The sequence below is a fragment of the Variovorax paradoxus genome, from assembly GCF_000834655.1.
Taxonomy (GTDB): Bacteria; Pseudomonadota; Gammaproteobacteria; order Burkholderiales; family Burkholderiaceae_C; genus Variovorax; species Variovorax paradoxus_F.
In genome coordinates this window covers 64,770-83,626 of sequence record NZ_JXQQ01000010.1, presented here as the reverse complement: position 1 = coordinate 83,626, position 18,857 = coordinate 64,770, and the positions used below count along the sequence as shown (strand labels likewise).

General features: G+C 63.6%; 18 protein-coding genes and 1 pseudogene. 10 read left to right on the top strand and 9 right to left on the bottom strand.

Going from position 1 to position 18,857, the window contains the following annotated elements; all coding sequences use genetic code 11:
• The first annotated feature begins 6 nt into the window (after positions 1-6).
• Both RT97_RS05100 and RT97_RS05095 read left to right on the top strand, forming a co-directional pair.
• Positions 7-1,005: a Bug family tripartite tricarboxylate transporter substrate binding protein gene (locus RT97_RS05100; protein ID WP_253278129.1), complete on the top strand. Its 999-nt coding sequence runs from the start codon at positions 7-9 to the stop codon at positions 1,003-1,005.
• A 148-nt stretch (positions 1,006-1,153) separates the two neighbouring features.
• Positions 1,154-1,969 (top strand): HpcH/HpaI aldolase family protein, encoded by an 816-nt coding sequence (locus tag RT97_RS05095; protein WP_367379254.1) that lies wholly within the window; start codon positions 1,154-1,156, stop codon positions 1,967-1,969.
• 152 nt (positions 1,970-2,121) lie between these two features.
• On the opposite strand, the gene RT97_RS32010 is transcribed toward RT97_RS05095, so the two are convergent.
• A complete protein-coding gene (locus tag RT97_RS32010; protein WP_080898173.1) occupies positions 2,122-2,817 on the bottom strand; it encodes a YkgJ family cysteine cluster protein in 696 nt (231 codons plus the stop codon).
• A 381-nt stretch (positions 2,818-3,198) separates the two neighbouring features.
• A complete protein-coding gene (locus tag RT97_RS05085) occupies positions 3,199-3,666 on the bottom strand; it encodes a DUF1810 domain-containing protein (RefSeq protein ID WP_042577691.1) in 468 nt (155 codons plus the stop codon).
• Between the two features lie 1,041 nt (positions 3,667-4,707).
• On the opposite strand from RT97_RS05085, the gene RT97_RS05080 reads away from it, so the two are divergent.
• Positions 4,708-4,941 carry a hypothetical protein gene (locus RT97_RS05080; protein WP_042577690.1) on the top strand — a complete coding sequence of 78 codons (234 nt, stop codon included), beginning with the start codon at positions 4,708-4,710 and terminating at the stop codon, positions 4,939-4,941.
• Positions 4,942-4,999: 58 nt separating this feature from the next.
• A complete protein-coding gene (locus RT97_RS05075; protein WP_042577689.1) occupies positions 5,000-5,872 on the top strand; it encodes an SDR family oxidoreductase in 873 nt (290 codons plus the stop codon).
• A gap of 527 nt (positions 5,873-6,399) precedes the next feature.
• Here RT97_RS05075 and RT97_RS05070 read toward each other — a convergent pair.
• The 6 genes from RT97_RS05070 to RT97_RS05045 form a co-directional block, all read right to left on the bottom strand.
• Positions 6,400-6,636 (bottom strand): hypothetical protein, encoded by a 237-nt coding sequence (locus RT97_RS05070; protein ID WP_042577688.1) that lies wholly within the window; start codon positions 6,634-6,636, stop codon positions 6,400-6,402.
• 267 nt (positions 6,637-6,903) lie between these two features.
• Positions 6,904-7,242, bottom strand: coding sequence for a PRC-barrel domain-containing protein (locus RT97_RS05065; RefSeq protein ID WP_042577687.1), 339 nt, complete (start codon positions 7,240-7,242; stop codon positions 6,904-6,906).
• A 143-nt stretch (positions 7,243-7,385) separates the two neighbouring features.
• The gene (gene can, locus RT97_RS05060) at positions 7,386-8,054 is read right to left on the bottom strand and encodes a carbonate dehydratase (RefSeq protein WP_042577686.1); all 669 of its coding nucleotides are present in this window, start codon (positions 8,052-8,054) and stop codon (positions 7,386-7,388) included.
• 408 nt (positions 8,055-8,462) lie between these two features.
• Positions 8,463-10,091, bottom strand: a complete 1,629-nt coding sequence (groL, locus tag RT97_RS05055) for a chaperonin GroEL (protein ID WP_042577685.1) — start codon at positions 10,089-10,091, stop codon at positions 8,463-8,465.
• A gap of 50 nt (positions 10,092-10,141) precedes the next feature.
• Positions 10,142-10,462 carry a co-chaperone GroES gene (locus tag RT97_RS05050; RefSeq protein WP_042577891.1) on the bottom strand — a complete coding sequence of 107 codons (321 nt, stop codon included), beginning with the start codon at positions 10,460-10,462 and terminating at the stop codon, positions 10,142-10,144.
• A 166-nt stretch (positions 10,463-10,628) separates the two neighbouring features.
• Positions 10,629-11,273: a hypothetical protein gene (locus RT97_RS05045; RefSeq protein ID WP_042577684.1), complete on the bottom strand. Its 645-nt coding sequence runs from the start codon at positions 11,271-11,273 to the stop codon at positions 10,629-10,631.
• Positions 11,274-11,736: 463 nt separating this feature from the next.
• Here RT97_RS05045 and RT97_RS05040 point away from each other — a divergent pair, with 463 nt between their 5' ends.
• Positions 11,737-11,952, top strand: a complete 216-nt coding sequence (locus RT97_RS05040; RefSeq protein WP_155403732.1) for a hypothetical protein — start codon at positions 11,737-11,739, stop codon at positions 11,950-11,952.
• A gap of 1,052 nt (positions 11,953-13,004) precedes the next feature.
• Here RT97_RS05040 and RT97_RS05035 read toward each other — a convergent pair.
• Positions 13,005-13,319, bottom strand: a complete 315-nt coding sequence (locus tag RT97_RS05035; protein WP_155403731.1) for a hypothetical protein — start codon at positions 13,317-13,319, stop codon at positions 13,005-13,007.
• Between the two features lie 223 nt (positions 13,320-13,542).
• Here RT97_RS05035 and RT97_RS32335 point away from each other — a divergent pair.
• The 5 genes and pseudogenes from RT97_RS32335 (at position 13,543) to RT97_RS05015 (ending at position 18,594) form a co-directional block, all read left to right on the top strand.
• Positions 13,543-13,909 (top strand): annotated as a pseudogene (locus tag RT97_RS32335) (fasciclin domain-containing protein).
• 187 nt (positions 13,910-14,096) lie between these two features.
• Complete coding sequence (locus tag RT97_RS05030) at positions 14,097-14,435, top strand: hypothetical protein (RefSeq protein ID WP_042577681.1); 339 nt, start codon at positions 14,097-14,099, stop codon at positions 14,433-14,435.
• A gap of 434 nt (positions 14,436-14,869) precedes the next feature.
• Positions 14,870-16,372 (top strand): ATPase domain-containing protein, encoded by a 1,503-nt coding sequence (locus RT97_RS05025; RefSeq protein WP_042577680.1) that lies wholly within the window; start codon positions 14,870-14,872, stop codon positions 16,370-16,372.
• Between the two features lie 4 nt (positions 16,373-16,376).
• The gene (locus RT97_RS05020) at positions 16,377-18,071 is read left to right on the top strand and encodes a response regulator (protein ID WP_042577679.1); all 1,695 of its coding nucleotides are present in this window, start codon (positions 16,377-16,379) and stop codon (positions 18,069-18,071) included.
• Positions 18,072-18,363: 292 nt separating this feature from the next.
• Positions 18,364-18,594: a hypothetical protein gene (locus RT97_RS05015; protein ID WP_042577678.1), complete on the top strand. Its 231-nt coding sequence runs from the start codon at positions 18,364-18,366 to the stop codon at positions 18,592-18,594.
• The last annotated feature ends 263 nt before the right edge of the window (positions 18,595-18,857 follow it).

Sequence of the window (18,857 nt, the reverse complement as noted above, 5' to 3'; positions counted from 1 at the left end):
AGAGCCGTGAACCATCCATTCATTCTTCGCCGCGCAGTCATGTTCGCGGCCTTCGCGGGGATCGCCGGCCTCGCATCTGCACAGTCCGCCACCGGCCCCGGTGGCTACCCCTCGACCGGACGCGTCACCATCGTCGTGCCCTTTGCACCAGGCGGGGCCACCGACATCGTCGCGCGCCTTGTCGCGGACGAACTCGGCAAGCGATGGGGTACCGCCGTGGTCGTGGACAACAAGGCCGGCGCGGGCGGCGGCATCGGCACCGAATTCGTCGCACGCGCCAAACCGGATGGCTACACGCTGCTGCTTGGCACGCAGACGGCACTGTCGGTCAATCCCACGCTGCTCAAGAAGATCTCCTACAACGTCGACAAAGATTTCGCGCCCGTGACCCAACTCGCGAGCACGCCGCTGGTGCTGCTGGCCGGCAACAAGTCAGGCGCGACCGATGTGAAGTCGCTTGTCTCGGTCGTGAAGGCCAAGCCGGATGCCGTGTCGTACGGCTCGAGCGGAAACGGCACCTCGCAGCACCTCACGGCGCTCATGTTCCTCAATCGCATCGGCGGCAAGGCGGTGCACGTGCCCTACAAGGGCAGCAGCCAGTCGCTGGTCGATCTGGCGGGCAATCAGATCGACATGCAATTCGACAACATGACGACCGCGCTGGCCTTTGCCAAGAACAACCAGGCCAAGGCGCTGGCCGTGACCAGCGCCGCCCGTTCACCGCTCGCACCCGATCTGCCGACGGTGGCCGAATCCGGCGTGCCCGGCTTCGAGGCGGCGACCTGGCTCGGGCTGCTCGCGCCGGCCGCAACGCCTGCGCCGGTGGTCAACTGGCTCAACGCCGAAGTGGTGGCGGTGCTGCGCACGCCTTCGGTCGTCGAGCGGCTCGCGGCACAGGGCTTCACGCCCAAGCCGATGGCGCCGCAAGCGTTTCGTGCATTCATCCAGGCCGAAACCGCGAAGTTCGCAGAGCTGATCAAGACCAACCACGTGAGCATCGAATGAGCGCGCACGTTCTCAGTGCCGAGCGGTGCGAAAGCCGCGCTTGGTGGTGCAACGCAGAAAGGCCTTTTTTTGGCTCGCGGCCGTGCACGGCCGGGGTTCCCAGCTTGACGAAGATCGCGGCCGCCATGCGCGAAGCCGCCGACATCCATTGAAGGACGAACACACCATGGACCATCCTCACCATCCGTTGGACACACGGCTGCCCGCCCTCCTCCAGAGCGGGCAGCGCCTGCGCGGCCTGTTCAATTCGCTGCCGAACCCCGCCATCGTCGAGATGTGCGGTTACGCCGGGTTCGATTTCATCATCCTGGACAACGAGCACGGCAGCGCCAATCTGGAGAGCACCGAACACATGCTGCGCGCTGCGCGCGCGAGCGGCATCGTTCCCGTGGTGCGGTGCCTGCGCCAAGACATTTCTCGCGTGCTCGACATGGGCGCCAGCGGCGTGCAGATTCCCATGGTCGGCAGCGCCGAAGAAGCGCGCGATCTGGTCCAGCAAGTGCGCTATCCGCGCGTGGGCCGACGCGGTAGCGCATTCAGCCCGCGCGCTGCCGGCTATGGGGCCTATCCTGGCGTAGCGCACACGCAGCGCAGCAATGCGGGCGTCGCCCTGATCGTGATGATCGAAACCCCCGAAGCGGTCGAGCAGGCCGCATCGATCGCCGCCGTCCCGGGTGTCGATGCCGTCTTCGTTGGACCGAACGATCTGTCGCACGCGATGGGCTTCGACAACAACTGGAAGGCGCCCGAAGTAGAAACGGCGATCCAGCGCGCGCTCTGCGCCATTCGCGATGCGGGCAACTGCGGCGGTGTGATTGCGCTGACTCCCGAGGATGAAGCCAAGTACGGCCAGTGGGGCGCTCGCTATTTCGCAGGCACCACAACCGGACTCATCACGCAGGCGTTCCAGCAGGCTTCCAGCGCCGGCGGACGGCGCCCCGCGGCAGCGAAGCTCGGCTACTAGCCATCGCAGCCAGAGGCTGGTGCGGGCTCATCCGCTGCATGTCCGCGCTTTTCCGGAGGGGTATGCCCGCTGCACGCGCCAACCGGCAACCTGCTCTGTGCCAAGCCCGGCTCCACCCCCCCGGTTTGGGCCGCCGACCCGTAGCTCCACCATCACCCGACGCCCCTGGTCGCTCGATCAACGCTGCCCGTCCCTGCCTGCAGCGCCTGCAGGTCTTCGCTACAGGGCACCGCGTCAGGAAAAAAATCTCGGATATCGGCCAACACGCCGGCGGGCTGCAGCGCCATGTAGTGCGCCTTGAACACCATGGCGTCCGCGTAGGGCACCGGCACATCGACGCCATCAACCTTCCTGCATAGCAATTCGTCATCGTCGAGGTTGATCAGGATCCTGCACGGCAGAGGCCGGCTCTCGTAGATGCTGCAGGCATGGTCCACGAGGAACGGGCAAGGCGTGTCGGGTGCCGCAGCTTGCAGCTCGGCCTGGGCTCGCTGCCAAGCAGCGCTGTCGTTCTCAAGTTCTGCAAGCCGCACTGCCGCGGTCGGCTTCCGCGGCGAGCGACCGATTGCTTTGCCGATCACGTCTGCCTCGACCTTCGAGATCGTCAGCGGGATGTGGCAGCAGTGGTCGCAGCCCTTGCGGCAGGCAGCGACGCCCTGCATCGGTTTTGCCCAGGCAGATGCGGCGCGCTGCAACCACATGACGCGCTGCGTCGTGCTTCCCGCCTTTCTGGCTGCGTCCAGCAATCTGGAAGCGGTCGGGTCCGGTGGAAGCTTGGCGAGCTTTTCCTCGGCTCTGCGCATTGCGAGCGGTAGACGTTCACTTTGTTGCGGCGGTAGCTTGGGCATAAGGGGATTTTCTCAGAAGAGAGAAAAGGCGATCCCTCGCGTACACACAGCCAAAGCAGTGCAGGTCGCAGGCTGTGCTGAGCGACCTCGGCCCTTCCGCCGACTTCAAACACTGCGGAACACCTGATGACTGCCGGCACATCGAAGCACGTCAGCGGCGATTTCGCGCCCGATCGTCACGAGCGAGGCGACCGCCCCGTGTACGAGTTCACCGCGAGCATTCGCCATTGGCGATGCGGTGTTGGTCAACTGCTTCGGGCGTCGTCGGTTCGGCGGCGCGTGCGTGACCGTGTCCCTGCCGACGCTATTGAGCGCGGCTCTCAGCCAGACTCTGCGACGCGTCTAAGCCTCAATTCAAAGCACAGGGCGGCGGGTGCAGATTTACGCGTCCGGCGAACGCCCAGGCCGTTGAAGCAGCGTGAGGGTGGCATTGTCCGGTATGCCCTCGTAGTAGCGTTCCAGGATTTCCTTCATGACGGTCTCCTGAGGCCCCATCTCGCAAAACAGCGTCGCGCAGGAACACAGCTTCATGTCGTCCGGTGATCCAAGAATCTGATCGATGGTCTTGCCGCGAACGTCAAGAATCAACTGTGCGCACTGCAGCAGTCTTTGACGAAGCAGCGGATGCGCCCAGTACTCGCTCGCCTCCTCGATGCCGTCGATACCGAAGAACTTGGCCGTGGGACTCCGGCCGAGTGCCTTCAGTTGCGGAAAGATGAACCAGATCCAATGCGTGGCCTTCCGGCCTGCCGCAAGCTCTTGACGCACAGACTCGTAGACGGGATTCTGCGCAAGAACGAAGCGATCAAGATCAAAAGGGTTGGCAGGTCCGTGTCGTTGATCGAGCATTCTGTGATCGGTGAGGCGGCTTCAACGTCGACGCTATGCGCATGCATTCAAGGGTGCCAAGGCAAATCCGTCGTGACGACGCGTGTTGAGGGCAAGCAAAACAGCATTCGTATTTCCAGTGCAGACACTGATCTGTCTCGCATTCGGCAGACAGTGCATGCCCCGACGGCAACTTTCAGATTCAGCGCCGTTGCTGGTTGTGTGCCGAGCTCGGCGGGGGGCCGGGTTTCTTGCCCGCCTCGCTCGGAAGCTCTGCAGGGGTGCGGCCATCTGGGTTCGTCCCAGTGGCCGGCTCGGGGGTTCTCGAAGGGCTGCCGGCCGAATGGACGCTTCCACGCTTTGGCATGACTTTGCTCCGTTGTGCCCAAATGGATAGGACGGGGCATGAAGATGCAGCATCAGCAAAAAGCGCGCGTAGGCGACAGCCGCATCTTTCTTGAAAAACAAGCGACAGCCATTGCGCGACCCAGGTCAGCTGATCGGTGCGAACCTCCCTGCCAGTAACTCGGCCGACGCGGCGGCTTGCAGAAAGACCCTTGCGACACTGCGAACGACCAAGTCGCTTCGGCAGCAAGATCGTGAATGGCACCACGGAGCTGCACGCTGAGGCATTGCAGGCGCATCGCCACAGGCCGGCGGCCGGTGTCGGCCCTCGTCGATTTCAGGCACACCGGACGCCGTGTCCGAAGTGCGCGCTTGAAGGTGGTTCGCTGTAGCCGGACGATCGCTCTTTCCCGGCCGTCGGCCCTACCACTCCCATTGCTACCCAAGGAAACCGACTCGCAGAGTGAACTCTTCGTTGCAAGACTTTCGCTTCACACCACCGTACGCTGAGCCACGCGTCAGTCTGGTCCGACGCGCAGATGCGCCAGGCTCGCGTTCGCAGCACGAAATGTCCGCCGGAGAGTGGATGGGCGTTGACAGCCCGCTGTGCGATGCGTGAACGACCTTCGACCCATACATTCCGCGGGTCGACTGATGACCCTCGCCAGCCGCCGTGAGCTCGCCAGCCGTTTTTTTCCGAAAATGTAAGGAGCATCGATGAAGACATCCAACAACACCTCCGGAACCGCGGCCAAAGGCCAGCGCGTGGAAGCGCCCGATGCGGTGAACGGCGAAGAACCTGCCATCGGCGAGGCGGACGCGCAGCAACTCAAGCGCGACATGAAGAAAGCCACCGAACACGATGCCGCCTCGCCGGAGGCCGATAGCAAAGACAGCCTGAAGCGCAGCGCTGCGCGTGGCACGTCGCGCGAGAACGATGCCGGAGGCTGAACCGCCGCCGCCCTGCTTCCCTCTCCTGCCGCCTTGATAGATTTCTATGCACCCTCCAATGACAGACCCTCGCAAGGCTGGCCCCCAGCCGCCCTTCTCTACGCCGGCCCAGCAACCGCCCGGACTCGAATCGAAAATGTCGCCGCCGCCCGATTTCGGGGAGCAAAGCTACGTCGGAAGCGGCAAGCTCGAAGGCAAGGCCGCGCTCATCACGGGTGGGGACAGCGGCATCGGTCGCGCCGTGGCCATCGCGTTCGCACGTGAGGGCGCCGACGTCCTCATCTCCTACCTTGCCAACGAGGAGGAAGATGCACAGGTGACCCGTGAATGGATCGAGCGCGCGGGTCGCCGCTGCGTCACGGTGCCCGGCGACATTTGCGAAGAAGCGCATTGCCGCAAGCTCGTGAACCAGGCTTTCGACGCGTTCGGCCGGCTCGACGTACTGGTGAACAATGCTGCCTTTCAGATGACGCACAAGTCGCTCGACCAGATTTCGGCCGAAGAATTCGACCGCACCTTCCGTACCAACGTCTATGCCAACTTCTTTCTCTGCAAAGCCGCCGCGGCGCGCATGAAGCCGGGCGCATCGATCATCAGCACCACCTCGGTCAACGCCGACAAGCCCAATGCCACGCTGGTGGCCTATGCCGCGACCAAGGGCGCGATTCAGAACATGTCCGGAGGCATGGCGCAACTGCTCGCCGAAAAAGGCATCCGCGTGAACTGCGTGGCGCCCGGGCCCTTCTGGACCCCACTCATCCCATCGACCATGCCCGCCGAGAAGGTCAAGGAGTTCGGCACGCAGACGCCGATGAAGCGGCCTGGCCAGCCTGCGGAGCTGCAGGCGGTGTATGTGCTGCTGGCTTCCGACCAGGCAAGCTACATCTCCGGTGCAACGATTCCGGTCACCGGCGGCGTTCCCTTCATTTAAGCCGCCGCACAAACGCCCCTCTCGATGGCGCCGCGACGCTGCTCGTTGTGGCGAAGGTGCCTGCATGCGGCGGTCTCGACAGTTTGTCGGGCGTGAACGCACTCGGCGCGAGAATTATCGTCAGCACCGCTGTGCTGAGGCCGGTGCTGCCCCCTGCCGCAGTACAAGCCGCCGCGGGAAATCTCCAACGCTTACGTCGAACGCATCGCCCCGCCCTGTGCGGATGCCTGGCTGAGCGGTCAGGCGCTGCAACTTGTGAATCCTTACGCCGCCCCGAACTCCCATGCCGCGGTCGTACCCTGATCGGTCGCGCGGCAAAGCGTCACGCAGGAAGGATGCTGTGCTTGGGAACTCCTGCCCGGGCACCAAGGCCGAACTCTTCACCGCTTTTCGTTCGTGCAGTGGTGCGATGGCTCGTAATCCGACCGAGCGCGTAGTTGGCTCTCGCCTCGCCAATCGCGCTGCGGTCGTTGACGCCCCCGCGTCGGCGGCAGGTGTTGCAGGAACACGTGAAGAGCAAGAAGCTTCTACAAATTTGCGCTGACCTGCTCTTCTCTCGATCGGTTGAGCTCAGCACGCCCAAGGGGCGTGATTCTCAGGATGACGGCCACGCGCCGGGGCGTACCCTCGCTGCCCGAAGGCGGCAGTACCACCTCAATAAGTTGGGCCGCAGCAAGGACGGCGGCGCAATGGATATCGCCTTCGGACCTCACCGCCAACGGAAAGGAGGCATCTTCGATACGCTTGAGGAAATCCATCGGCATGTGTGCTCCCCACGTGTGCGAAAAGGGAAATGGTCGATCCGCTTGAGATCTTTTGTCTGGCTTGCAGCCGTCGATTCAGTCACCATCAGATGGCATGGTGAATGGCGGGGCACGCTTTACCCGTTCAAACGACAGAATCCCAGCGCAGACGCTAAAGACTTCGTTAGCAGGAACCCACAGGCGGAGCTGCACGATTGGCTTGCGTCAATGCGGACAGGCGCAAAGAACGGGTCTCACCCATGTGCCGCCGCATCGTCGTCCGCCCATTCAAAAGCCGTAGTACTTGTTGACCGTCGAGGTGTAGTTGTCGTCATAGTCGGGGACGCTGCTGTCGGCATAGCGCGGCGCCCCATCCAAAGTCGCCTTGTCCAGCGGGACTACATATCCATCTTGCGATGTGTCGTACTTCAGCATGTTCCAAGGAATTGGGTAGCGATCGGTGCCCATGCCGAGGAAACCGCCAAATTCCAGAACCGCATAGCGCACCTGCCCCGATACCTTGTCGATCATGAGATCGTCGATGCTGCCCAATTTGTCGCCGGAGGGGTTGTAGACGGTCGTTCCTTCGACGCGATCCGACGAGATAACGTTTGATCCGATGGTCATGGCTGTCTCCTTGCCGGGCTCGTCTGGGGGAACGCCGGCGCGCACTGCAAAGCCCAGGCAACGGGTGTCTTCCACCCGCTGTCTGCGGTTCATCGGCCATGCTTGTTTTGCGCTGTAGGAAAACCGCCGGTTCGGCGGCCAACTCAATCCGCGTTGCCGGTATATTTCAGGCGAATGCGCGCGATGGAATGGACGTAACTTGCCTGGGTTGCGGCTTCGCCGTCCACGCTCATTCCCAGATCTTGCAGCAGACCGTCATGAACGCCGAACGCCCACCCGTGCAGCGTGACGCGCTGCCCCCTCGACCAGGCGTCCCTCAACACGGCACTGCTTGCCACGTTGACGACCTGCTCCACCGCATTGAGTTCAGCGAGCGCGTCCGGTCGTGCGGACTCCGGCACACCGTCGAGAATTTCCTGGTGACGGTCGCGTACGTCCTGAACATGGCGGATCCAATTGTCAGCAAGTCCCACGCGGATGTTCTTGAGCGCTGCAGTCACCCCACCGCATGCGTAATGTCCAACCACCATGATGTGCTCGACCTGCAGGTGCTCGACTGCGAACTGAATGGCCGCGAGCGCGTTGAGGTCGGAATGGACGACCACGTTCGCCACGTTGCGGTGCACGAACACCTCGCCAGGCTCAAGCCCTGTGATCTGGTTTGCAGGGACGCGACTGTCGGAACAACCGATCCACATGTAGCGTGGCGCCTGTTGCTTGCCAAGGCTGGTGAAAAATCCCGGGCGGTCCTGCTGCATTCGGGCGGACCATGCGCGATTCTGAGAAAAGAGAATATCCAGTGCATCTGACATGCCCGAAATTGTGTCATTTCTGGACGAGCGCATCGCGTTACGGGTGCCGTCGAGTGGCAGATGCAGGATCACAGCTTCTCTGCCGGGTCGATGGCACTCCAATGCGCATCGGCGGGCGGGATTCCCCCTGCCGCAGCGGCAACTGGGCTCGCGCGACCGGACTGCCCCGCGCATGATCGACCGACGGTCGGCTCGGCCCTGACAGTTGCAGCGTCTTAGATTCCCAGACAAGTCACACACCCGTCACGCGCAGTTGCACTGCGACCGCAAAAAGCCCGGCGGGGCACCGGGCTCGTTCGGATGGACTGTCTCATGTGGCGTGTTTGGAGCCGCGAGCCAACGTTCGCACGCTTTCCAAAGAGGCAGCGCCCGCGGGTCGATGCACCCGCGGTCTTGCACGCCAGAAGATCAGAAGTCCATGCCGCCTGCGGCGGGAACTGGCGCACCCTGCTTCGAGGGCTTTGCCAGTTCCGCAACGGTGGCATCGGTCGTGAGAATCAACCCCGCGATCGAGGCAGCGTTTTGCAACGCGGTGCGAGTGACCTTGGTCGGATCGACCACGCCGAGTTCGACCAGGTCGCCGTACTCGCCCGTGGCGGCGTCGTATCCATGGTGGCCCTTGCCTTCGAGGACCTTGGCCACGACCACCGATGGCTCCACGCCTGCGTTCGCAACGATGGCGCGCAGCGGTGCTTCCAGCGCACGCAATGCGATGCGAATGCCGGCCTCCTGGTCGGTATTGGCGCCCTTGAGGTCGCCAACCGCTGCGCGTGCGCGCAGCAGCGCCACGCCGCCGCCGGGCACGATACCCTCGGCCACCGCCGCGCGCGTGGCGTGCAGCGCGTCATCCACCCGGTCCTTTTTTTCCTTCATCTCGACCTCGGTCGCCGCACCCACCCGAATCACCGCCACGCCGCCCGCAAGCTTGGCAACCCGCTCCTGCAGCTTCTCCCGGTCGTAGTCGCTGGTCGCCTGCTCGATCTGGGCCTGAATCGATTTCACGCGTGCATCGATGCGCGCTTGCTCGCCGCCACCATCGATGATGATGGTGTTCTCTTTCTGCACCTCGATGCGTTTGGCGTGGCCGAGATCCTCGAGCGTGGCCTTGTCCAACTGCTTGCCGGTCTCCTCCGAGATCACCGTGGCGCCAGTGAGCACCGCGATGTCCTCGAGCATTGCCTTGCGGCGGTCGCCGAAGCCGGGAGCCTTCACGGCCGCCACCTTGAGCACGCCGCGCATCGAATTGACCACCAATGTCGCGAGGGCCTCGCCCTCGACCTCTTCGGCCACGATCAGCAGCGGCCGGCCGGCCTTGGCGGCCGCTTCAAGCACCGGCAGCAGTTCTCGGATGTTGGAGATTTTCTTGTCGTGCAGCAACACGAGCGGATCCTCCAAATGTGCCACCTGCTTCTCGGGGTCGTTGATAAAGTACGGGCTCAAGTAGCCGCGATCGAATTGCATGCCCTCGACCACGTCCAGTTCGTTGTCGAGCGATTTGCCATCCTCCACGGTGATCACGCCTTCCTTGCCGACCTTCTCCATCGCATCCGCGATGATCTTGCCGATGGCTTCGTCCGAGTTCGCCGAAAGGGCCGCAACCTGCGCGATCTCCCTGCCTGTCGAAATCGGCTTGGAGAGCTTGTGCAGTTCGTCGAGCACCGCGGCCGTGGCTTTGTCGATGCCGCGCTTGAGGTCCATCGGGTTCATGCCCGAAGCCACATGCTTCATCCCCTCCTGCACAATGGCTTGCGCGAGCACCGTCGCAGTGGTCGTGCCGTCGCCGGCCACATCAGCCGTCTTCGACGCCACCTGCTTGACGATCTGCGCACCCATGTTCTCGAACTTGTCGGCCAGTTCGATCTCCTTGGCCACCGACACGCCGTCCTTGGTGATCACCGGCGCGCCATAGCTGCGCTCGAGAAGCACGTTGCGGCCCTTCGGTCCGAGCGTCACCTTCACGGCGTCAGCGAGGATGTTCACGCCTGCGACGATCCGCTGGCGGGCGCTGTCATGGAATTGAACGTCTTTCGCAGTCATTTTGAGATTGCTCCTTCTTCAATCATCTGTTGGTGAAAAGCAAGGCTTCGTCAGGCGACGCGCTTGAGGTTGCCGCGCTCGCCGCTTTCGATCAAGGCAAGGACGTCGTCCTCGCGCATGACCAGCAGTTCCTCGTCCTGCACCTTGACCGTCTGGCCCGCGTACTTGCCAAAGAGCACCTGGTCGCCTGCTTTCAGTTGCAAGGGACGCAGTGTGCCGTCGACGAGCAGCTTGCCCTGTCCGACGGAGACCACCTCGCCCTGCTCGGGCTTCTCGGCGGCCGACTCCGGGATCACGATGCCGGAAGCCGTCTTGCGCTGCTGTTCGATTCGCTTGACGATCACCCGGTCGTAGAGAGGTTGAAGCTTCATGTTCATCTCCTAAGCGATAAGGTCATCAAAAAGAGAACCCACGCCGCCGAACGACGGCGTGCTCGGTTCAGTCCATCTTGCCGGCGCGAGAACGCCGGCGAGCGAGAGCTATGGGCTACGGCCCGGACGTTCAAGAGGGACCGGCGAAGATTTTTTTGGCCACTTTTCAGCGGGGACTGAGCAACCACTTGCTTGCGCGGCCGAGCCGATACACGGTACGCTGTCTCATCGGTTCAATCATCGCCAGGGGAACGACCGGGCAAGGCAGGGACCTTCCGCCGCTGCTGTCGAGGGTGTCGTCCCAGTCGTCGGACACCATCGACCAAATGCCGCACTTGCGCGGCCTGAAGAGCCAGCGCACGTAGCCGCGCCGCCCTGCTTCGCGCAGCATGTCCTCACGGTCAGGCACCGCCTCCGGCGCGTGCTCGTTCGGGTGCGCTTGGTCGTCGACATGGCCGAAGGCGCGCAAGGCTTCGGTGACCTCGATGGCCGGCACGCCCAACCGCCACCATGCCGGGCGCTGCACGCGTTCCAGGTCCCATGCTCCGAGCTGCCAGGCCGCTTCGAGAAGTGCGTGCTCGAGCGCATCGGAGCGTTCACCGGTGAGGTCAAGGCGGGCCATCGAAGGCGCCACCGGTCGCGACGCCAGCTGCACGCCCGGCATCTTGAGTGGTGTCGTCCGAAAAAAACCATGCCAATGCAGCGAGAGGAGCGCCGCATCGGCGCGCTGCGCAACGCCAGTGACCGTCACCGCGTACAGCGGCAAACGCATTGCATCGGAATGGCTCGCGATGGTTTCGAGAATGTTCATCCGCACCTCCATATGTCGATCAAAGGAACAACCATGCATGATTTGAGCGCGCAGCACCGCCGAGGTTTCGCGTGGCCTGCGGCGCGCACCATCGCCAGCCGCGGCTGTGCGCGCGCAGCACCGATGCGAAGCCAATGCTCCGCCCAGTCGCCCCGTGTCTCCAGCCGAGATCCCCGGGTCTTGCCGACGCATGCACTTTTTCACGTTTGGGCGGGCGAAATGAATCCAGACGCGCACGTCCTGGCGAGGACTGTCCTTGTATCTCGTACGCTCGACCATGCCGAAAAGGCACGTTGGCACTGGAGGTGAATCCTTGGTGCAGGGGCTTCGAGATAGGAAGCGTTTGCTCGAGGTGTGGGAATGCACAGCCTCCGGATGCGCAACGACGATGGCAGTCATCGCGGTCATGTGCCCGACGGCACCGAAGACGACCGCACTTGAGACCCTCTGCAAGTTCGCTTCAATGACAACCTTCATCAGCCATATCCACGACCCCATGAATCCCGAAGATGCTGCTGACTTTTTCGACGAGATAGGAGTGACTCCGGCCGACTGCGTCGCGCTGCGCTTCCATGCCCCGGACGGCTCGGTGAAGGACATTGTCTGGGGCGGGACATGCGAAGAGCGGCAGACTGCCATGGTCGTGCTGCAAGCCGGCCAAGACCAGATTCTTCCCTGACAGCTCCAGTTCCGTTACTCAGTGCGTCCAGACCATCTGCCGCACCTGGGCAAGACCGTTCGTCTCCTGGGTAGGACGTGACCAGGGTCTGCTCGCTGCATCGCGCCGCCGCTTCGCCTGGGCCGTGCCGAGCGACGATGAACGGATACGCACATCAAAGGCGCAGGCCACCGACGAACTCGTCAATAGCCCCTCGGTCTGAGGGCAATCCTGTCCTCAAGATCCATGGCGCGAGATCTCTTGGTGCGGATTGGAGAAGCAGTTGCCTTCAACCGCAGACCGGACCTCGGTCGAAGCAAGGTGTGGAGCGGCGCCATGTGAACCCGGCGGCGGATGGCGCGAGGCGAGGCGCTTTTCGCGGCAACGCCGAGCAGTCGGCGCTCACATGGGCGAAGGCCGTCCATGCCGCACGCACCGCACCGTCAGCGCCGCGGACTTCGAGGCGGTCCGGCGCCAACCGAACGACTCCCGGATCGCCGAGCTCACATTCCAGGTTGGAGCGATTTGCGCCTGGAACAGGCTCAGTGCCAGATTCCATACGCCGGTACCCGTAACGCCCTGAGCAGTGGACTGATCTGGTTCGGCCGCTCGCCCGACGCCGCGCATCTGGGGGTGCGATGGGCGATTGGGCGATTGGGCGATTGGGCGATGGGCGCCATGGATAGCATGGATAGATGGAGGATCATCACCTTAGTACTCAGCCGCGCGCCCGCTGGATCAGTCCGCAGTCATGGACTGATTCCCGACGATGGAGCCGCGCCGCGTGACGGCGCCGGTCCTGCCCAGCCGAACGCAGCGCCTCAGCGAATCGGATGCGCGGAAAGGCCGTCTGTCGCAGGCATGTCGCCGCGGTTCAGCTGGCGGTCGCTGTGGTCGACGCAGCTGCACTCCGGCGGCCATATGCGCAGGATTTCCAACGCAGGGCATTGCATGCGCCGACGGGTGCCAGCAGTAAAGAAATGCGTCCCGTCGACGTGATCACGGCATCGCCGGGACAGGTAGATGAGATGACCAGCCGTCAGGCCCCCCACAATCCGCCCGCCTGCTCACGGCTAATTCAGATCGAAGCGCGCGAGGGCCCCGCATTCCGTGCCGGCCGCCATAGCAGCCAGATACTGTCCATGCTCGCCGGTCACCGAGAACTCACGGTCGCCGTCGGCCGTCTTGAAGCGGTTGGGCTGCGTGCGACGCACGGCCGTGCCATCGGCCAATCGATACACCACGCCGCCGAGCATGGAGCGATTGGATTGCGCCGCATGCGACGGGACAAGATGCATCACATATTCCTGAACGCAGCTCCTTGCGCCATCGGAATCGACCACCGCGAAACTGCGGCTCAGGCGAAACTCTTTCCGAAAGTTTTCCATGGCAGTGAAACATGAGTTTGTGGGCGTTCCTACGCAAGCTACCGCAACTTGGATTGCACACCTCCTACGGTGAAACCCGTACGTTGCACGCATGCATCAGGGCGAATTGACAGCACAGGTTTTCGAGTGAATCGCCTCTGCCATGATCCATCCTCGAATCTTGTGCGTACAAATCTCAGTCGGCCCGCCTGTGTGGCGGACGTAACCCACGGAGACTTTTCACATGCACAGCATATTCAAGCGCTTCGCACTGACAACGGGCGCGGGCGCCCTGGCCGGCGCGGCTTTCGCCGCGGCCGCGCAGGTCACCGTGGGAGCGCACCGATGTACCCGATGAAGGACATCATCGACAAGGCCGTGAATTCCAAGGACCACTCGACGCTGGTCGCCGCGTTGACAAACAGATCTCGGAAGGCAGGGGCGAGGCTGCGCTCAAGACTGCGTCCGGCAGAACGTTGACCGCCAAGTCCAGCGGCGGCAAGGTCACGATCACCGGCGAGAACGGCGGCAGCGCGACCGTGACCACCGCGAATGTCGCGCAGTCCAACGGCGTCATACATGTCGTCGACAAGGTGCTCCTGCCGAAGTAGGCGCATTCCGAACCGCATACGAGGCAAAGACAGCGCGATGCTGCCTTGCACACGCCTTCGCGCCTGAGCCGGCGAGAGAATGCGCGCGTCGTCTTCGGCTCTGCCCGAACAGGCCCGCCCTTTCTCCCGTCATGTGGGCGCCTGCACCTTCCCTCGATTCCATCCCGACATGGAAAGGGAAATTTAAATGACAGTGGAAACCGCCTTCGGGGCGGCGGCACTCGGTGCCGTGGCCGCCCGCGATCAGTGGGAAACGCGTCTGCTGCCAGGCCCCGACGACATGGGCGGCACGACCGTCTCCATGGACATCTGCTGGGGCACGGTGCTGATGTGTCGACTCTTGTATGCGGGCCCGTCGCGTACGACCACGCAGGTACACCGCGATGTTCAAGCGGCGCAAGACTGGATCGTGGAATACGAAACGCGCCCCTCCCCTGCGATGCCCGAATGGCACGCATGCGACGGCAAGGCGGTTGCATCTTCAAACCCGTCCGCTGGCGCTAGCCGTCCGATGGACCTGCATTGATGCCCGAAAGAATTCCAGGCCTGTTACCGACGTAGGGGAACGCGCGGCGGCGAGCGGGCTGCCCGAGGCGCGAGACCGTCTTTCAACGCACGTGCCAGGAATCAGAGTGAAGGGCGGGAAGCGTCGAATGAGGCACGACGCGTGCACGACAACATCGTGCCGCCGCCCTGCACCAAGAAGCGCCCCTTCGTGCCGCAGGACACCCGCGCCAACCTCGCGCACACGGTGGATCTCGCGGCGCTTTGGCGCCTCGTTCCCTGGCGCCAGGTCCCGGATCGCACCCACGCGGCCGCTGTCCGTCGCGCGCTGGCGCGTACGCAAGCACAGCGTCTGGGCCTACATGGGGCTGCGCCGCGCAACGCAGCGAGCCGCCTGTGCATTTCGCTAGATTCAGGAGCAGTTCCCTCTTCGATATTCCTGACTGGACAGCTTCTATGTCGCATGTATCCAATCAGCCGCTTTTACCGACCCTTGCATCCACCGGCGTTCCCGGCCTTGACGACGTCACTTCGGGCGGGCTGCCCGCGGGCCACCTGTACCTGGTCGAAGGCACGCCCGGCGCGGGCAAGACAACCCTGGGGCTTCAATTTCTTCTCCAGGGCCGCGCGCTCGGCCAGAAAGGTCTGTACGTCACGCTTTCGGAAAGCTCGCAAGAGCTAAGGGAAGGCGCGCAATCCCATGGCTGGACCCTGGAGGACATCGAGATCTTCGATCTCGTCGGCGACGAAGGCCTGAGCGTGAACGCCGAGCAGAGCGTCTTCCATCCGTCCGAGTTCGAATTGGGTGAAACGATCCGCGGGGTCATGGCGGTGGTGGAGCGCCTGCAGCCCCAGCGCGTCGTCCTCGACAGCCTGTCCGAATTGCGCCTCCTGTCGCAGGATCCGATGCGCTATAGACGCCAGATCCTGGCGCTCAAACGCTTCTTCCTGGCCCACGGGTGCACGGTGCTGATGCTTGACGACAAGGCGCGAATGGCCGACGGCACGCACCTTCACAGCATTGCGCATGGAGTGATCCAACTCGAGCAGAACACAGGCACCTACGGTTCCGACAAGCGCCGCCTGCGGGTCGTCAAGCTGCGCGGTGTCCGGTTCCGGGAAGGCGAACATGACGTCAGCCTCGAGCGCGGCGGGCTGCAGGTCTTCACCCGCCTGGTGGCCAGCGAGCACGGCCGCTCGCATGCGAGCGAGCCTCAGAGTTCGGGCAATCCGGACCTGGACCGCTTGCTCGGTGGCGGTCTGACGCCCGGCACCAATCTGCTATTTGCGGGGCCGGCCGGCGTCGGCAAGACCACGACGGCCGTGTGCTGTGCGCGCGCCAGTGTCCAGCGCGGCGGCAAGGCTGCCATCTTCCTGTTCGACGAGGGCATCAAGACGCTGATGATCCGATCGCGTGCGCTGGCTCTGGGCATCGACGAGTACATCTCGTCCGGCCAGCTGGCCGTGCACTCGATCGATCCGGCCGAGATTTCTGCGGGACAGTTTTCGCACCGTGTGCGAGATGCGGTCGAGCGCGAGGGCGTGACGACCGTGGTGATCGATACGCTGAACGCCTACCTGATCGCCATGCCCGGCAGCAATTTCCTGATGCTGCAGATGCACGAACTGCTCACCTACCTCAATCTTCAGGGCGTCACCACCATCCTTGTGCTGTCGCAGCACGGCCTCTCGGGCGACGTGCCGAACGATGTGGATCTGAGCTATCTGAGCGACTCGATGCTTCAGTTCCGGTATTTCGAGGCGAGAGGCCAGCTTCTGAAGGCCGTTTCCGTGGTCAAGAGCCGCTCGAGCGCGCACGCCACGACGATTCACCAGTTCCGCCTCGGCCCGACCGGCCTGGAGATCGGCGACGCACTCACCGACTTCGAGGGCGTGATGGCGGGGCTTCCGCGCTACCGAGGCCGCACTGCGCTGCTCGGCGACGCTGAACGGGCCTGACAAGGTGGAGAACCGGATCCTTGTTCTCGCGCCGTTCGGGCGCGACGCCCAGCTCATCCTGGATGCCTTGGCCGCCCGGCGCATCAATGCGCACGTATGCCCGGACGCGCGCGCGCTGATCGGCGAGATCGGCAAGGAGTCCGCTGCGACAATCCTCACCGAGGAGTCCTTGGACGACGGGACCGTGATGGCGCTTCGCGAACATCTGGCGCAGCAGCCCCCTTGGTCCGACTACCCTTTCGTGGTGCTCGCGGCGCGGCAGACCGTGCGCCGGACGGAGCGTGCGCGCTCGGCCCTGGAGGACCTGAGCAACCTTGTGCTGCTCGAGCGGCCGGTCAATGCTGACACGCTGATCAGTGCCGCGCAGTCCGCCTTGCGTGCGCGCCAGCGCCAATACCTCACCCGCAAACACCTGGCCGAACTTCAGGCGTCCAAGGCCAGCGTCGAGCAGATCAACGGCGCGCTGGAGTCGCGCATCGCCGAGCGCACGGCCGATCTTGCCAGCGCCAATGACCGGTTGATGCGCGAAATCCTGGAACGAGAACGCATGGAGAACTCCCTCGTCCAGAATCAGAAGCTGGAGGCGCTTGGTCGGCTGACGGGCGGCATCGCCCATGACTTCAACAACCTCCTGCACGTGGTCAATCTGAACCTGCAGTTGATCGAGCGGTTGAAGGTCGAGGAGGATCGCGTTCGTGACTATGCGCGGCGGGCCAAGCAGGCGGTGGATCGCGGTTCGCGGCTGACGGGGCAACTGCTCTCGTTTGCGCGCACGCAAAGCCTGGTACCGCGGCTGCACGATGTGAATGATTTGATTCGCAACATGGCGGAACTGATTTCCATCTCTGTCGGATCCCATGTGACGCTGACGCTCGCGCTGTGTGCGCAGCCTGCGTATGCGATCGTCGACGCGGCGCAGATGGAGATGGCCATCCTCAATCTGTCGGTCAATGCACGTGACGCCATGCCGCAGGGCGGCATGCTCGAGATTCACACCGAGATAGTTCCGGCTCCGCCAGACAGCGCCTCAGGCGAGCAGGGCTTTCCCCTCGGCTCGGTGGAAGTGACCGTACGCGACAGCGGCACCGGCATCCCGGAGAATCTGTTGGACAAGATCTTCGATCCCTTCTTCACGACCAAGCAGCATGCGGGCACCGGGCTGGGGCTGAGTCAGGTCTACGGCTTTGCTCGGCAGTCGGGAGGAAGCGTGATCGCGGAAAGTGTGGTCGGCGCCGGCACATCGATCAAACTGCGCTTCCCGCTGGCTCCGGAGGCCGACTCGGCGCCGCAAACGATGAAAGCCGCCGGGCAGGCACTGGCGGATGCACCGCAGGCCGAAATCCTGGTGGTCGAAGACGATGCCGGGGTTCGCCGCAGCATGGTCGAGAGTCTGCAGGTGCTCGGGTTCCGGGTCAGACAGGCGCCTGACGGCGCCTCCGGTCTGGCCGAACTGCAGAAGGCACGGCCGGACCTGCTTCTGGTGGACTACCTCATGCCCCACATGAACGGCGCCGAATTGATTGCACACGCCCAGAAGCTGTTCAGCGATCTTCCTATCCTGATGGCCACGGGCTACGCGGACATGGACGCGGTGGAGCGGCTTATCGGGCCGCAGTCGGTGTTGACCAAACCGTTCGACCTGGACACGCTGGGCACGGCCGTGGTGGCGGAACTGCAACGACGGAAATTGCGGCCCTAGCGACAGGCGCACCGGCCGCGGCTGCGCCGACCTCGGGTCGGTTTCTTCCAGTCGGACGCCTGACTCGCCGAGGTAAACACAAGGACCCTCACTGTCACCTTCAAAAGTTCAAAAAGGCGCCCGGGCTGTTGTGCAATTGCGCGGCAGGCTTCCCAGACACGCTGGCACGTGCGGTGACAGTCCACCAAACACCGCAGGTCGCCGCTTGCGCAGTCAACCCGACCACCGGCCCCCGAGCGGGCAAGCAGCCCATTTGCGAGAGCTACGCGCTCTGAGACGGCACAATTCGGGTATGACGACACAGCAGGAGCTCACCGACGAGGCGCTGAGCGCGATGGCAACCGAGTGGCGCAGGCGAGCTTTGGCGGGCGACATTCACGCGCGGGGCATGGCACACGAGCTTGAGACGGAGTTGCGCCGGCGCGCAGGTGCGCCGTTTACCAACTACGACACGCTCGATCTGCGTCCCCTCGAGGCGAGAATCGCGCCACGCCGCTGGTGGCGCTTCTGGCCCACGCGCTGAACGGCCTTGCAATGGGCCTCCTTGGCGCATCGCGACGGTCTGGCCTCGTTGCGCCGGCGAAGCGTTCGGGCGGTAACGATTTGGGCTCAGCCCCGAACGGATCGACTTTGTCTGACAAGAATTTCGACCCCTCGGGGCAAGAATCCGCTTCGTTCCGCCGCATCCCTCCTCCGTGGCGGAACCCTTCTGCGTGACAGCGGATTGAATTGAGCCCAGCCTTGCGCTGGGCTTTTTTTGTCATTTTTGCTTTGCCTGTGATGTAG

Bases quoted from the DNA above. Each gene is read 5' to 3' on its own strand.
- RT97_RS05025 (WP_042577680.1), top strand. From the start codon at position 14,870: ATGTCGCATGTATCCAATCAGCCGCTTTTACCGACCCTTGCATCCACC.
- RT97_RS05030 (WP_042577681.1), top strand. From the start codon at position 14,097: ATGACAGTGGAAACCGCCTTCGGGGCGGCGGCACTCGGTGCCGTGGCC.
- RT97_RS05045 (WP_042577684.1), bottom strand. From the start codon at position 11,273: ATGAACATTCTCGAAACCATCGCGAGCCATTCCGATGCAATGCGTTTG.
- can (WP_042577686.1), bottom strand. From the start codon at position 8,054: ATGTCAGATGCACTGGATATTCTCTTTTCTCAGAATCGCGCATGGTCC.
- RT97_RS05035 (WP_155403731.1), bottom strand. From the start codon at position 13,319: ATGGAAAACTTTCGGAAAGAGTTTCGCCTGAGCCGCAGTTTCGCGGTG.
- RT97_RS05015 (WP_042577678.1), top strand. From the start codon at position 18,364: ATGACGACACAGCAGGAGCTCACCGACGAGGCGCTGAGCGCGATGGCA.
- RT97_RS05065 (WP_042577687.1), bottom strand. From the start codon at position 7,242: ATGACCATCGGATCAAACGTTATCTCGTCGGATCGCGTCGAAGGAACG.
- RT97_RS05085 (WP_042577691.1), bottom strand. From the start codon at position 3,666: ATGCTCGATCAACGACACGGACCTGCCAACCCTTTTGATCTTGATCGC.
- RT97_RS05070 (WP_042577688.1), bottom strand. From the start codon at position 6,636: ATGCCGATGGATTTCCTCAAGCGTATCGAAGATGCCTCCTTTCCGTTG.
- RT97_RS05080 (WP_042577690.1), top strand. From the start codon at position 4,708: ATGAAGACATCCAACAACACCTCCGGAACCGCGGCCAAAGGCCAGCGC.
- RT97_RS32010 (WP_080898173.1), bottom strand. From the start codon at position 2,817: ATGCCCAAGCTACCGCCGCAACAAAGTGAACGTCTACCGCTCGCAATG.
- groL (WP_042577685.1), bottom strand. From the start codon at position 10,091: ATGACTGCGAAAGACGTTCAATTCCATGACAGCGCCCGCCAGCGGATC.
- RT97_RS05040 (WP_155403732.1), top strand. From the start codon at position 11,737: ATGACAACCTTCATCAGCCATATCCACGACCCCATGAATCCCGAAGAT.
- RT97_RS05050 (WP_042577891.1), bottom strand. From the start codon at position 10,462: ATGAAGCTTCAACCTCTCTACGACCGGGTGATCGTCAAGCGAATCGAA.
- RT97_RS05075 (WP_042577689.1), top strand. From the start codon at position 5,000: ATGACAGACCCTCGCAAGGCTGGCCCCCAGCCGCCCTTCTCTACGCCG.